The organism is Pseudalkalibacillus hwajinpoensis, from assembly GCF_015234585.1.
Lineage (GTDB): Bacteria > Bacillota > Bacilli > Bacillales > Guptibacillaceae > Guptibacillus > Guptibacillus hwajinpoensis_B.
In genome coordinates this window covers 1,471,530-1,484,936 of sequence record NZ_JADFCM010000001.1, presented here as the reverse complement: position 1 = coordinate 1,484,936, position 13,407 = coordinate 1,471,530, and the positions used below count along the sequence as shown (strand labels likewise).

The following is a 13,407-nucleotide window of genomic DNA, read 5'->3' as shown; positions in this document are numbered from 1 at the left end:
TAGTAGCTTTTCTTTAGTTTACCTAAATAGCGTTCCCACTGCACAGGCAATTTGATTTTTTTTGAAATAAGCCTCCAGTAAGAAATGTTCATCTGTTTCAATATTCAAATCTTGTATGAGGATATGGTAATGCTTCCCTCGTGAAAAGGTTGCTAGCAGGTCATTTAAGCGCATATCTGGAGCAATTGTAACAACCTGTTTTTTCCCATTAAACGATTTAGAATAGCGTTCAAGTAAAAATCTAAAATAAATATAAGGATGATGTTTCCATTCTTTAAATTGTGATACAGACAGAAAGACAATCACCATCCACAAATTAAGATGAAAAGGAAATAATATCGCTGTTAAAATAATAAGAAGTGAAAAGCAAAACAACGAAGAATATAGCATCATTTTGTGAGCCGATTTAAAGGGAAGACGCAAAGAATAAAGAAGAAAGAGGAGCTTCCCGCCATCGAGTGGCCAAATCGGCAGCAAATTAAACAAAAGAATCATGACATTATGAAGCATAAAGAGATCGAACATGTCATTCCATATTCCCATATAATGGAGCGTCGCGCCAACCCCCATCATCCAAACATGCTGTAACGGCCCTGCGAGAATGACAATAAGCTCTTCTTTCAAGGGACGATTCCCATGTTCATCAACTACGGCTACGCCCCCAAATGGTAATAAAACAATCTCATTGATACGCCATCCTAAAAAACGGGCTGCCCCCGCATGCCCTAACTCGTGAATGAGGACAACTAAGAAGAGCAGCAGCATCTCTCTAAACCTACCTGTTAAGATGGAAAGACCAATCGTCATCCAAAATAGTGGATGGATCGTTATCATTTTCACCATTATTTGATTGGCACAACTTGAAGCGGATCAATAAATGCCTCGTTCTTCTTAATGGCAAAATAGAACGTTCCTGTCTTCCCATCATCAGAATTCGACACGCTTCCAAGTTGATCCTTTGTTTGAACAAAATCATAGATCGATACATCCACCGAATCTAGCATCCCATACCATGATTCACTACCATCCGTATGCTGAATCACAACTGTCTGCCCAATTCCTTCTTTCTCACCTGCATATGTCACTACTCCTGCATCGATTGCTTCAACATCGGAGCTTAAAACCGTTTCAACCATAATTCCTTTGCCCGTCGATTCAAAGTTTTCAAGGACTTTTCCGCTCGCAGGAAGAGCATAGCTTGGTGCTTCCCCAGCTGAATCAGTTTCAGGCGCTGTCGGGAACAACGCCACAGGATTCCCAAACTTTCCTTCATACCAACTTTTCACAGTGGCAAACTGAAATTCTTCTACCATCATGTCTGAAACATAGCCCTGAACAGGCGCAAGCTTATCGCTCTCCGCTTTAAATAGTATTCCCGCAGCAAGAAACAAGCATGCCGCAACCATCGTGCGCATTAAAAAACTTTGCCTGTTAAAGAGAGGGTGGATTTTGACCTCCGTGTTTTGAAAAGAAGATGAAGGGATAGCATCATGACGTCTTTCCATTTGGGGAACTTGTCGCCGCTGTCTTTTTCTTGAATGAAGTCGTTTCCTTACATCATCTAGGTCTCTCCGCATTCTTCACCCAACCTTCCTATAAGTAGTACTCAGTTTATGACTTGTCCTGTGGGGATATGTCATTGAGAATACTTTCTTTCACAAGGAATTGAATGAAATGAAGATCACACAACCGATCAAAAGCCGTCTTACTTTGATAAGGAAGAAGGAATAGCAAGAAACAAAAAAATCCCGGCCGCAGCCGAGATTTAGGAACGCATTCCAAAGAATTTCTTCACTTTACTAAACATCCCTCGTTCTTCTTGGAGAGAAAGAAGCGGAACAGATTCACCTAAAATTCGTCTCGCGATATTGCGATAGGCGATGGATGCTTTTGAACTAGGGTCGAGCGCAATGGGCTCTCCTTTGTTAGATGCTGTAATAACTGTATCGTCATCGCCAACAATGCCAAGTAGATCGATAGCAAGAATAGAAACGATCTCATCTACATCTAGCATTTCTCCACTTTCCATCATATGGTTTCGGATACGATTAACAACAAGTTTTGGTGCTTCAATACCTTCTTCTTTTTCAAGAAGGCCTATAATACGATCAGCATCTCGAACAGCCGACGTTTCGGGAGTTGTTACTACAACCGATTTATCCGCACCTGCAATCGCATTCTTAAAGCCCTGCTCAATGCCAGCAGGACAGTCAATGAGAACATAGTCATAATCCTGCTTTAACTCACCAATAATCTTCTTCATTTGCTCTGGCTGCACAGCAGATTTATCTTTCGTTTGAGCTGCAGGTAGCATATAAAGCGCTTCAAAACGCTTATCTTTTATTAACGCTTGATGTAGTCGACATCGCTCTTCAGCAACATCGACAAGATCGTAAATAATACGATTTTCAAGTCCCATGACTACATCAAGATTTCGAAGACCTATATCTGTATCTACCAGACATACTTTTTTCCCCGATAGTGCAAGAGCTGTCCCAATGTTTGCTGTCGTTGTGGTCTTACCCACACCACCTTTTCCGGAAGTAATGACGATAGCGTCTCCCACACAACATTCCCCTTTCTGTCTACAACCTAGTCAAATTCGGTCGAACTTTAGTCAGTATTTGAACGCGATCAACGCTAATTTCAGATTGCCCGTCCTTAACAAAAGCACATTCTGCTTCATGAATACTTACTCCTGCTTGATCAGGTGGCCTGCTTATTAGTTCAGCGATTTTCAACTGAGATGGCTTCATAACAGCTGCCGTAATCACGGCATTTATATCGCCATAAGCCCCTGCATGTGCGATGCCTCTAAGCGAACCCATTACGAATATATTCCCTGCAGCCATTACGGTGCCACCAGGATTAACGTCGCCAATCAAAAGAAGGTCTCCTTCTACTTCAAGTACCTGTCCGGAACGAACGGTTCTCGAAACAGATGTTACAGTTGTTCTTTTTCGCTCTGCTTCCGCTTCACTCCGAGAGATGACATTTGAATCAATCCGATCAACCTCAAGGTTTTGCTTAGATTGAATCATGGCACGAAGCTCTTCTTCTTGTTTGTCTGTTAAATATCGATTACCCAATTTAAGGGTAACAGTAATCGTATGACCTTCCGTCTGCTGTATATGACGAGCGGAAAGTTTTTCATCAAGTTCATTTATAACATCACGAAAAGCGCAAGAATCATCTAAAATCAGATTCAAGCCATCTTTCGTTCCTTTAATCGTGACAAAATGCTGTGTTTGCTTTTGTACCATAGACAATTTCATTCACCTCAACATAGAATAATTCAACGTTGCTAAAGGAAACTCCTTCTTTTGGCCTGATTTTCTTGTCTACGGTTTTCCGATAAATCATCCAGCAACCGTTTAACAGGATAGTAAACAATAAGCAAAAAGATTCCATTTAAAAGTAATGAAGGAAGATAGCGTTTGTAGAAAAAGGAAGAGAAAGAAAGATCCGTTACATTAATAAGTGAAAATAGTTCATACACATAGAATTCCACCAATGATACGCCAAGTAAACCGAGGATAAGCGTTGTAAACCAATTCAGGTGAAATACTTTCGATAAATAACCGATTATGTAGGCTGCAACAGACATTCCAAACATATAGACACCAACAAGATCCGTGTAGATCAAATCGTGCAATAGACCAAATATGACACCGTACACTACTCCATAAGCAGGGGTGAGAATCATTCCAATCATAATCACAATCACAGTAACAAAACGTGGGATTAATTGAAATTCAAATCCGAATTGCTCAGGGGCAAACACCTGAAAAACGGTACCTTCAAGAAGAAAAAGAACAAATAGCGTTCCAATTAGAAGAAAACGCCTCATTCCTCTTCACCTTCTCCGTCATCAGGCGTAACATCCTGCGCTCCACGATCGATTACCATAACATTGTTAATATCATATAAATCGGCGGCTGGTTTCACATAAGCCGTCTGAGTCGTTCCAACGTTGTCTGTTTCCACATCTACAATTTCCCCGATGACAATACCTCGTGGAAAAATGCCTCCATTACCTGCCGTAATAACAGTTTGACCTTTTTTAACCTTTGTATCTACTGGAATTTTCGAGAACATAAGCACTTCTTTTTCAGTATCATAACCTTCTATTGTACCGAAAACGTTCTTATCTTCTTGAGTCATAGCAGCGATTCGATTCGTCCGGTCTACATCACTCACTAGCTGGACAGTCGATGAAAAAGGCTGAACGTTTTTCACTTTACCGATTAATCCATCTGGTGTGGCAACAGCCATATCCGCTTCTACCCCGTCCTGTTTACCTTTATCAATCGTTAATAAATCATTCCACCGATCTGGAGATCTTGCAATCATATTTGCGTGAAATGTTTGATAGCTAGCTAACCCAGTTGATGAATCGATGTTTAATTCGCTTTTTAAGTCTTCATTTTCCTTCTTCACTGTTTTGAGCTCTTCTGAGACAGCAACAAATTCATTAAGTCTCGATTTCAATAGCTCATTTTCTTCGTACATGTCCTTCATATCACCAATACTCTCAAATAAACCCGCTACTGAATTAGCGGGTTTATAGAAGATTGATTGAAGCCAGCCAACGGAATCTTTGAAAAATTGCTCCGGCATCGTGAGATCATCACGTTCTTTCATAGACGTCCCAATTAACGCTACAAGAATAATGATACTGACAAGTAATACAATGAGTCGTTTATTCGAAAAAAATTGTGGCATGCCTTACACCTTCCAACTACTTCTGTTTTGAGCGGGAAGTAATACCAGCTCTAGATTTGAACAGATGAATATTTTCTAGCGCACGCCCAGTACCAATCGCTACGCACTCAAGCGGATTCTCAGCTACAATAACAGGCATTTTTGTTTCATCGCTAATCACCTGATCCAGGTTACGAAGCAATGCACCACCGCCTGTAAGAACAATTCCACGATCCATAATATCTGCTGCAAGTTCTGGCGGTGTTTTCTCAAGTGTTACTTTAACAGCTTCCATAATGCTATTAACCGTATCACGAAGAGCGCCCGACACTTCATCAGCGGATACGCTGATCGTCTTTGGAAGACCCGTTACAAGGTCACGTCCACGAATATCCATCGCTTCAATACCTTCTGTCGTTCCAGCAGATCCGATTTCAAGCTTAAGCTGTTCAGCTGTACGTTCACCAATCATTAAATTGTATGTTTTCTTCACATATTGAATGATAGACTCGTCCATCTCATCACCAGCAATGCGAATCGATTCACTTGTAACGATTCCACCTAATGAGATGATCGCAACTTCTGTTGTTCCTCCACCAATATCGACAACCATACTACCAGTTGGTTCCCAAACTGGTAGATCAGCTCCGATTGCGGCTGCAAACGGCTCTTCAATTGTATAAGGTTCACGTGCTCCAGCTTGACGAGTTGCATCTTCTACTGCTCTTTTTTCGACAGCAGTGATCCCTGAAGGTACACAAACCATCACGTTTGGCTTACGTGCGAACACAGAACGGTTTTTCTGTGCCTGTTGAATAAAATATTTTAGCATTGTAGCCGTTGTTTCAAAATCAGCAATAACGCCATCTTTCATTGGACGAAGTGCAACGATATTACCCGGTGTACGTCCAATCATGTTCTTTGCGTCGTTTCCGACTGCTTCAATAGAACCTGTATCTGTACGAAGTGCCACAACTGATGGCTCTCGAACAACAACGCCTTTTCCTTTTACATATGCCAGCGTATTAGCTGTACCTAAATCTATTCCCATATCTCTTGAAAATCCACCAAACATTTATGTTAAATCTCCCTTCAATTCAAGCAAAACTCATAAATATGATTATACTGCATCAGTATTGAAAACGGTAGTGGGAAAACGTGCTATCCCACGTCCGATTTATACATACCCTTTTTCTTTTAAACTAATAAACTTCTGATCTCCGATAATAATATGATCTAGCATATCAATACCAAGCATTTTACCACATTCTGCAAGACGTTTTGTCACTTCAATATCTTCTCTGCTCGGTGTTGGATCACCGCTCGGATGATTATGAAAACAAATTAATGAAGCTGCCGACCGCCTAAATGCTTCACGAAAGACCTCACGCGGATGAACAATCGATGCGTTTAGACTTCCAACAAAGACAGTTTGACGATGCAGTACCTGATTCTTCGTATTTAAGTATAAGCAAACAAAATGTTCTTGTGATAGGAAGCGCATGTCTTCCATCACATAATTCGCACCATCTTCAGGAGAACGAATCGTATAGCGCTCTTCTAATTGAAGGCGGCTAACTCTTCTACCGAGCTCCATCGCTGCGATTAGCTGAACCGCTTTAGCAGTTCCAACGCCGTTTAGAGACGTTAACTCTTCAATACTTGCATCTTTCAGAAGTCGAAGTCCTTCAAAATTCTGGATAATGCGATAAGAAAGCTGAAGTACTGACTCCTGCTTTGTTCCTGTCCTGAGGATAATAGCTAATAATTCTTGATTGGATAAGGTCTCAGGACCATCCTTCATCAGACGCTCTCTCGGGCGCTCTTCTTCAGGATAATCTCGAATCATTAAAGGTGTTTTCAACAACACGCTTCCTCCCTGGATTCATCTTCATGACTGACTAACGCTGAATCTCCGGAACAATTCCAAACGCACGAAGCTCTCGTAGCGTTTTCGAAATAGGAAGCCCTACCACACTATAATAATCACCATGAATTCGCTTCACAAAGGCGGCACCGAAACCCTGTATGCCATAACCTCCCGCTTTATCAAAAGGCTCTCCTGTATCCAGATAGTTCTCAATCTCCTGATCTGTTAACTCCCAGAATTCTACTTCAGTTGCTTCAAAGAATTGGGCACTTCGTTCACTGGATAGAATGGCCACACCTGAATAAACGACGTGAGATCGTCCTGATAAGGCTTTAAGCATCTGCCTCGCATGCTCGCGGCTATCAGGTTTTCCAAGGACCTCATGGTCGAGTGTAACAACCGTATCTGCACCTAGCACGACAGCATCTGAAGTATTTGTATACACTTCATTTGCTTTCCCTAAGGCAAGCTGTTTCACAAGTTCTGAAGGTGGGACAGATTGAGAGAGATGCTCTTCAAAGCGGCTAACGATAATCTCAAATTGGAGATTCATTTGATCTAGAAGTTCTTTTCTTCGTGGAGACCCTGAGGCTAAGACGAGGCGCTTCATTTTACCACCCTTTTTGTAAATGATTCATAAGTGGGAAAAGGGCTTGATAACAGCTTATCAAATCCCTTTTCTTTCCACAATTTAATTTTCTAACGTTCCTCTACATTTTTCGTTTTCTTTCGTTTCTGTATGTGCATACAGTTTAAATTTGTTTAATCTTATTTTAATTCGTTAAGAAAAAGTCGTTAGGGAGGGTCGCTCCCAATACTCATATCGTACCGTTAATTGAGAATCTCCGCAAATAACTGATTATTTCAACCTTTCCACTACATCTTGAAATGCTACCATCCCGTCTAATAAATGCTGCTGAGCAACCCATAAAGAAGGTACTGTTTCGTCAGAAGCGTACATTTCAAGTTCCTCCAAAGCACTGTTCAGACTTTGTTCAAGCTCTTTCCCGCCGATTTTATCCCACTCTTTTCTCCCCGAGCCACTCTCATTCCAGGCTTCAACTTCTTTTTTTATGTCACTCATTTCAGCTTCTTTCAGCTTTCCATCAGATAATGCGACAAGATCTAGCGTCGTTAATTTTTCGAGCAACGCTTTGCCTTCCTTCATCTGACCCGCCATTTCGTCACTCACAGATGCTTTCTGACCATCAATCGACCACACCTTCTTATAGACATCCTGTCCTTTTCCTTCATAATAAGCTCCAAGTGCATCCTGTCCTTCAGCAGAAGGAGATACACCTATAAACAAATAGTATTTCTCTCCTTTAAAAATAGCTGCCGGAAATCCATTCTCTTTCAACTTGTCTTGAAACTCCTTCGCAGATTCCTCTGTTTCATAAGCTCCAGATTGAACTACGTGAAAATCTAATGATAAGTCCAAATCCGTGGTCGTTGTAGCTGCTTCTTCATATCCATCATCTATCGTCGCCACGCTATCCCCACTGAATACCATTAATAAACCAAATCCAAATAAAATCCCAAGAATAATAGCAAAAGCAGCGGAAGCCACCACTTTCTTTTGTAGTGTAATAATAGGTTTCTTATTAACTAAGTGTTTTTTCTTTTTGCGTCCAACTGGGAGCCTTGGACTTTTCTTTTCATAAAAAGCTCCAGCTTTTTTTTGAATGTGCCTCTTTTTAAGTTCTACTATTTTCCTCGAATCACGCCGTTCGGGTAAAATCCACTCAAATTCCTTCTCCTCAGCTGCTGCGCTTTCTTCTTTATGTGATTCGGGAGGCTCGCTTTTCTCCTCATCATTTAATCGAATTGAAATCGTCCGTCTCTCCTTATCCATAATCATCCTCCTCGGTACCGGCTTGTACTACAGTCTATGAATTCTGACGAAATACTAGAACTGAAAATACTAGAGTAGATCAGGATAATTCAGACGATAAAAAGAAGCCTTTGTTAACCGACAAAGGCTTCCTCCACTTGCTATATCACTTGTGATTATAAAAACATCATTACTCCGAAGCTTCTTCTTTATCAACCTTTTCATACAATGGATTGTCTTTATCTGCAGGTTCTGGATAATCAATCGATGGCGTTTGCTCTGCTAGATCCGTTAAGGTGGGATGTGAAAAGTAGCTACATTCGCCGTATATGTTAACTCATTTTTCTCAGCTTCATCTAGCAACACAGCATCCGTTTCACTAATCTACTCATAATCAAAACGAAATTCAGAAAAAGAAACGTGATGCTCGCCCCAAATTCAAGGTACAAGTAGCCTTTAATGTCATCGTTAGAAATGGCTCGCGGGATCTTCTCATAACGGAAAACAAGATAGGCATTAGGCACAAGAAAAACGACCCGCTTCCCTATAATTCCCCACTCTTCTAAAATCACGCTCACTGATTTCTCCATCCTTAACAAACCCTTCAGGTAAAAATCATTCCTAATAAGAACGAATCCCCATGATAGAAAGAGCGAGCTCTACCATCTGATTAACATGAACATGCAAATTCAAACTAGTCTACGTTTTTTTGCCTTCAAACTAAAAAGCCCACCGCCTATTCCCTACATCATAAAAGAAAACTAATATACCAGTGTAAGATTTGTTGACCATAAAAATACGTTATGATTGCCCCTAGCGCTATCGATGGCCCAAACGGAATGTGCTGCTTTCGCTTTACTCTCCCAGTCAATAGCGCTGTTACGCCAATGATCGTGCCACACAAAGTAGAAAAGAAAAACACAAGAAGTAATTCCTGATAACCAAATACGAAGCCTAGTACCGCAAATAATTTAATGTCACCGCCCCCCATTCCCCCTTTACTAATAACAGCAATGAGAAGGAGTAATAAAAATCCTCCAGCCGCTCCAATAAAAGGGCTATACCACGGATCCATTGGAACAAGGATTCGACCAACAATAAAGTAAGCAGCAAAAAAGAGAAGAATACGATCTGGAATAAGCATATAGGTGATATCTGAAACAAAAATAATCACAAGAAGCGAAATCAATCCATACGAAATGACCAATTCTTTTGACCATCCCACCAAAAACGGTGCAATCGTAAAAAGAAGTGCCGTAGCGAATTCAACACCGGCGTATATCGGTGAAATACGTGACGAGCAGCCTTTGCATTTTCCGCGCTGGAATAAATAAGAGAAAACCGGCACAAGCTCAAGCGGTGAAAGCTCTCGTTCACACGTTGGACAGGATGAGCGAGGGGCCACAATCGATCGTTTGATAGGCATCCGAAGACCTACAACATTATAAAAAGACCCAAGTGCAAGCCCAACTAGAAATAAATAACTATGTAAAATGACCCCCATATGTTTCCCCCCTCTTCGAAAGAGTTTAGTAGATTAAGAAAAACGGTATGTATATAAAGTACTTTCAGCATTAAAAGTTGTTTTAATGCTAATAAAGTGAAACGAAAATCATCTTACCCATATATCAACAAATATCAGAAATGCGGTTATGGCTATTTCCAACAAAGAAATTTTCAAGAAAATGTACCCCATCGACTACAAATCACTTACCAGCCAATGATACTCAGAACATCTTCCTACTTCAAGACCGTAGAACCCTGTGTTTTAAGTAAATTGTTGAACCCGTTCCAATTGAACGTTCCAAAAGGAATTCTTATAAAACCCCCGTTCTTCACAATTCGTGAAGAACGGGGGTTTTCTTATTTATCCAACATAGCTCGCAACACGGTTTCGCCCCTGCTGCTTGGCTCCAGTATACATCGCTCGATCCGCGTTTCTTATCAACGTTTGCGCATCCTCTCCCTGATCAGGAGCCGTGGCCACACCAATACTAGCCGTTACGTAAATGACCTGGCGATTGCCGTTATCGAGATCATTATAAATTTCAAATGGACGATCCGCGATGGAGCATCGTAAGTCTTCTGCTACTTGAACACTCTTCTTATGAGAATGATTTTCTAGCAGAACGACAAACTCTTCTCCACCAAATCTTGCAACGGTGCCCCTGTCTCCAATTTCTTCTTCAAGTCGATTCGCTACCCCACAAAGCACTTCATTACCACTATGATGACCAAACGTGTCATTCACTTTTTTGAAATGATCCAGGTCGAGCAGAATGATAGAGAACGGATCAGGCGTTTCGTCAAAACGCTTGTATTTCTCATCCAATAACTCCCCAAAAAACCTGAAGTTGTATAAATTCGTTAATGGACATCGTTCACTTCGCCTTTTCGTCTCTTCATAATGTCTAGCATTATCAACAGCCACGGCTAAATAGTTAGCTAGTATTTGCAGGACAAGAATGTGATGTTTCTCGTAAGAACGGACGCGGCCTGAAGCAAGAGTAATGATGCCTACAACATTTTTATTCCGCTTCATTGGGACGGAAATGACCGAGTTAGCGGCGTCAGAAAGCACGCCTTCCGTAAGATTCTTCCACTGAGAACGCTTCGTATACAAGCGGCTTCGTCCGCTTCGCCACACCCTTGAACTGATTCCTTCCTGGTAAGGGCTACTTTCCTCTTTGGATACAATGCCACGCTCTTTTTCATATCGCTTAATAACTGTCAATCGTTTCACATGTTCGGCATCCATAATATAGGCATAGTCAACAACGAACATATCTTTTACTTCATTTAAGAATAAATTTAATATTTCATCTGTATCGAGAGATTGGGTGATTTGCTGACCAATCTCACTCGTTTGTTGAAGAAGATTGTTTACTTTTTGGCTGGAATAATAGAGCCTGAGCATAAGAGAAGCCAGTATAAATGGTACACCTACAAAGAAAATAGCGACTGTGCCTAGATATGTATGTAGCATATATAGTAAGAATCCAACAGGAAGAGTCACCCCAGTTGATATCGCTTCCCAGAGCATATCTTTACCAAAAAATTTAGTATCAGCTTCTTTGTAAATATAAATTTTTAAAAAATGTAGGAGAATTTGATTTACAACAATAAGCGATAAGATGTATGCAATTGAAGGAACGAGCTGCGTAATCGCATCACCAGAGAATTCACCTACTGAACCACCGAGTAAATAGAAAAGTCCACCGGATACGAGTGAAACAAGCATAAACATCAGCATGTTAACAGGATAACGATGACTATCTTTTTTTGTGACACGTAAGTTTAAAAGAAAAACGAGTATCGCTAACTGAGTTAAGATCATTTCGATAAATAGACCATATCTTAAGAAGACAGCAAGCGAGATCCCCTGGATAAAAAAAAGGTCAGTCCCCTTCACATTAATTGGCATCATAGCAACAACAGCAAGAAGCACAAACAATGCAAGAACATCTGCCCAATTCCCTGATAATACAGGAGGAAAGAAATAGAACGTTGCAAAAATGAGTAGTGGCCAGAACAAAAGCCATACCAACCAAACTTTACGTTTCATTAATGCAGTCAATTGTTTCCCCCTCCATCTTCCAAACTCAGGAAGAATATTTTTCCATATTAATGTGGTTAAGTTCTATTTTAGCAAAAAATGGCGAAAAAGTCCTAGTTTTTTCTATAAAATTCTAATTTTTTAGAAAACGGCGAATTTCAGAGACAAAGTAAAGAGAGCCCGTTATCAGAAGCAGGTCATTTTCAACCATCTCATCCATCGTCACCTGGATGGCTTTCCTCCAGTTTTCCTCATATCTCTTATTAGCAAAAGTCGCTTTATTCGACAACTCCTCACCTGATATAGCTCTTGGAAATTCAAAGGTAGTAAACGAAATAGTCTCAATTAGAGGATAAAGTGGTTTTAGCATCGATTCAATATCTTTATCACCAAGAGCACTAAAGATAACATGTATGCGTGTCTCAGGGTAATGCTGCTTAAGCGTGTTAGCAAGACTTTCGACACCTTCCGGATTGTGCGCACCGTCCACAACAATAGTCGGATTTGAACGAAGCTGTTCAAATCGACCTGGCCACGTTGCTCTCTCCAGTCCGCGCTGAATCATACCCTGTTCAATATGTAGACCATAGAAAACACGTAAATATTCAAGTGTCATAAGTGCTGCGCCTGCATTTTTTACCTGGTGCTCACCCTTCATCTGAATGTGTAGATCTTCTAGTTTACGGTAAGGTGATTGAAAAGAAAAACGCTCCCCTTCCTTATCACTCATTTGCTCCTTAATAGAAAACTCTTCATTCAATCGATAAATTTTCGTCTTTTTCGATTTGGTCGTTTCATGTAAAAGAGTGAGTACCTCTTCTTTTTCAGCAGTTGTCACAAGAGGAACCCCTGACTTAATGATCCCCGCTTTTTCATAAGCGATTTGCTTAATATCACTCCCAAGGATGTGCGTATGATCGTATCCGACATTTGTAATCACACTTACAAGCGGGTGAATAATATTGGTTGAATCAAATCGTCCGCCAAGACCAACTTCCATCAAAACAAGGTCTGGATAGGCAATTGTCCCAAAATATAAGAGAGCGATAACCGTAATCACTTCAAATTCAGTTGGTGACCCAAGCGGAGAGACAGCAGCCATCTCAACAAGAGGCTGAACACGATTGCATAAAGCAACTAAGTCTTCTTCATTAATCGGTTGTCCATTAATAGCGATTCGTTCGCTAAACGATTCAATATAAGGAGAAGTAAAAGTTCCTACTTCATATCCTGACTCCTCGAGCACCGTTCGCAAGTACGTAACGGTTGATCCTTTCCCGTTCGTTCCGCCAACGTGTACCGTTTTTAACCGTCTTTCTGGATGATCGAGCTGATCCAGCATCCATTCCATACGCTCTAAACCTGGTTTAATGCCATGATTTAATAAACTATGAATCCAACTCACCGCTTCGTCATATGAGTGAAACATGCGTCCCGCTCCTT

General features: G+C 40.8%; 14 protein-coding genes. All 14 read right to left on the bottom strand.

Annotated elements, in window-relative coordinates; translation table 11 throughout:
- Window positions 1-18: 18 nt before the first annotated feature.
- The 14 genes from IQ283_RS07120 to IQ283_RS07055 all read right to left on the bottom strand — a co-directional run bounded on the left by IQ283_RS07120 (window position 19) and on the right by IQ283_RS07055 (window position 13,393).
- Complete coding sequence (locus IQ283_RS07120; RefSeq protein ID WP_194219400.1) at window positions 19-843, bottom strand: M50 family metallopeptidase; 825 nt, start codon at window positions 841-843, stop codon at window positions 19-21.
- Window positions 843-1,577, bottom strand: a complete 735-nt coding sequence (locus tag IQ283_RS07115; protein WP_206759435.1) for a M23 family metallopeptidase — start codon at window positions 1,575-1,577, stop codon at window positions 843-845. Before IQ283_RS07115 ends, IQ283_RS07120 begins: the two co-directional genes overlap by 1 nt.
- A 188-nt stretch (window positions 1,578-1,765) precedes the next feature.
- A complete protein-coding gene (gene minD / locus IQ283_RS07110; protein ID WP_194219398.1) occupies window positions 1,766-2,566 on the bottom strand; it encodes a septum site-determining protein MinD in 801 nt (266 codons plus the stop codon).
- 19 nt (window positions 2,567-2,585) lie between these two features.
- Window positions 2,586-3,263, bottom strand: coding sequence for a septum site-determining protein MinC (gene minC, locus IQ283_RS07105; protein ID WP_194219642.1), 678 nt, complete (start codon window positions 3,261-3,263; stop codon window positions 2,586-2,588).
- Between the two features lie 41 nt (window positions 3,264-3,304).
- Complete coding sequence (gene mreD, locus IQ283_RS07100; RefSeq protein ID WP_194219397.1) at window positions 3,305-3,850, bottom strand: rod shape-determining protein MreD; 546 nt, start codon at window positions 3,848-3,850, stop codon at window positions 3,305-3,307.
- Window positions 3,847-4,725 (bottom strand): rod shape-determining protein MreC, encoded by an 879-nt coding sequence (gene mreC, locus IQ283_RS07095; RefSeq protein ID WP_194219396.1) that lies wholly within the window; start codon window positions 4,723-4,725, stop codon window positions 3,847-3,849. Before mreC ends, mreD begins: the two co-directional genes overlap by 4 nt.
- 16 nt (window positions 4,726-4,741) lie before the next feature.
- Window positions 4,742-5,779, bottom strand: a complete 1,038-nt coding sequence (locus IQ283_RS07090; RefSeq protein WP_194219395.1) for a rod shape-determining protein — start codon at window positions 5,777-5,779, stop codon at window positions 4,742-4,744.
- A 102-nt stretch (window positions 5,780-5,881) separates the two neighbouring features.
- Complete coding sequence (gene radC / locus IQ283_RS07085) at window positions 5,882-6,553, bottom strand: RadC family protein (RefSeq protein ID WP_194219641.1); 672 nt, start codon at window positions 6,551-6,553, stop codon at window positions 5,882-5,884.
- A gap of 52 nt (window positions 6,554-6,605) precedes the next feature.
- Window positions 6,606-7,184 carry a Maf family protein gene (locus tag IQ283_RS07080; protein WP_194219394.1) on the bottom strand — a complete coding sequence of 193 codons (579 nt, stop codon included), beginning with the start codon at window positions 7,182-7,184 and terminating at the stop codon, window positions 6,606-6,608.
- 249 nt (window positions 7,185-7,433) lie between these two features.
- Window positions 7,434-8,429 (bottom strand): SPOR domain-containing protein, encoded by a 996-nt coding sequence (locus tag IQ283_RS07075; protein ID WP_194219393.1) that lies wholly within the window; start codon window positions 8,427-8,429, stop codon window positions 7,434-7,436.
- Window positions 8,430-8,764: 335 nt separating this feature from the next.
- The gene (locus IQ283_RS07070) at window positions 8,765-8,998 is read right to left on the bottom strand and encodes a hypothetical protein (RefSeq protein ID WP_194219392.1); all 234 of its coding nucleotides are present in this window, start codon (window positions 8,996-8,998) and stop codon (window positions 8,765-8,767) included.
- Window positions 8,999-9,156: 158 nt separating this feature from the next.
- A complete protein-coding gene (locus IQ283_RS07065) occupies window positions 9,157-9,912 on the bottom strand; it encodes a prepilin peptidase (RefSeq protein ID WP_194219391.1) in 756 nt (251 codons plus the stop codon).
- 363 nt (window positions 9,913-10,275) lie between these two features.
- Window positions 10,276-11,985, bottom strand: coding sequence for a sensor domain-containing diguanylate cyclase (locus tag IQ283_RS07060; protein WP_206759434.1), 1,710 nt, complete (start codon window positions 11,983-11,985; stop codon window positions 10,276-10,278).
- Window positions 11,986-12,097: 112 nt separating this feature from the next.
- Window positions 12,098-13,393 (bottom strand): bifunctional folylpolyglutamate synthase/dihydrofolate synthase, encoded by a 1,296-nt coding sequence (locus IQ283_RS07055; protein WP_194219389.1) that lies wholly within the window; start codon window positions 13,391-13,393, stop codon window positions 12,098-12,100.
- Between the last annotated feature and the right edge of the window lie 14 nt (window positions 13,394-13,407).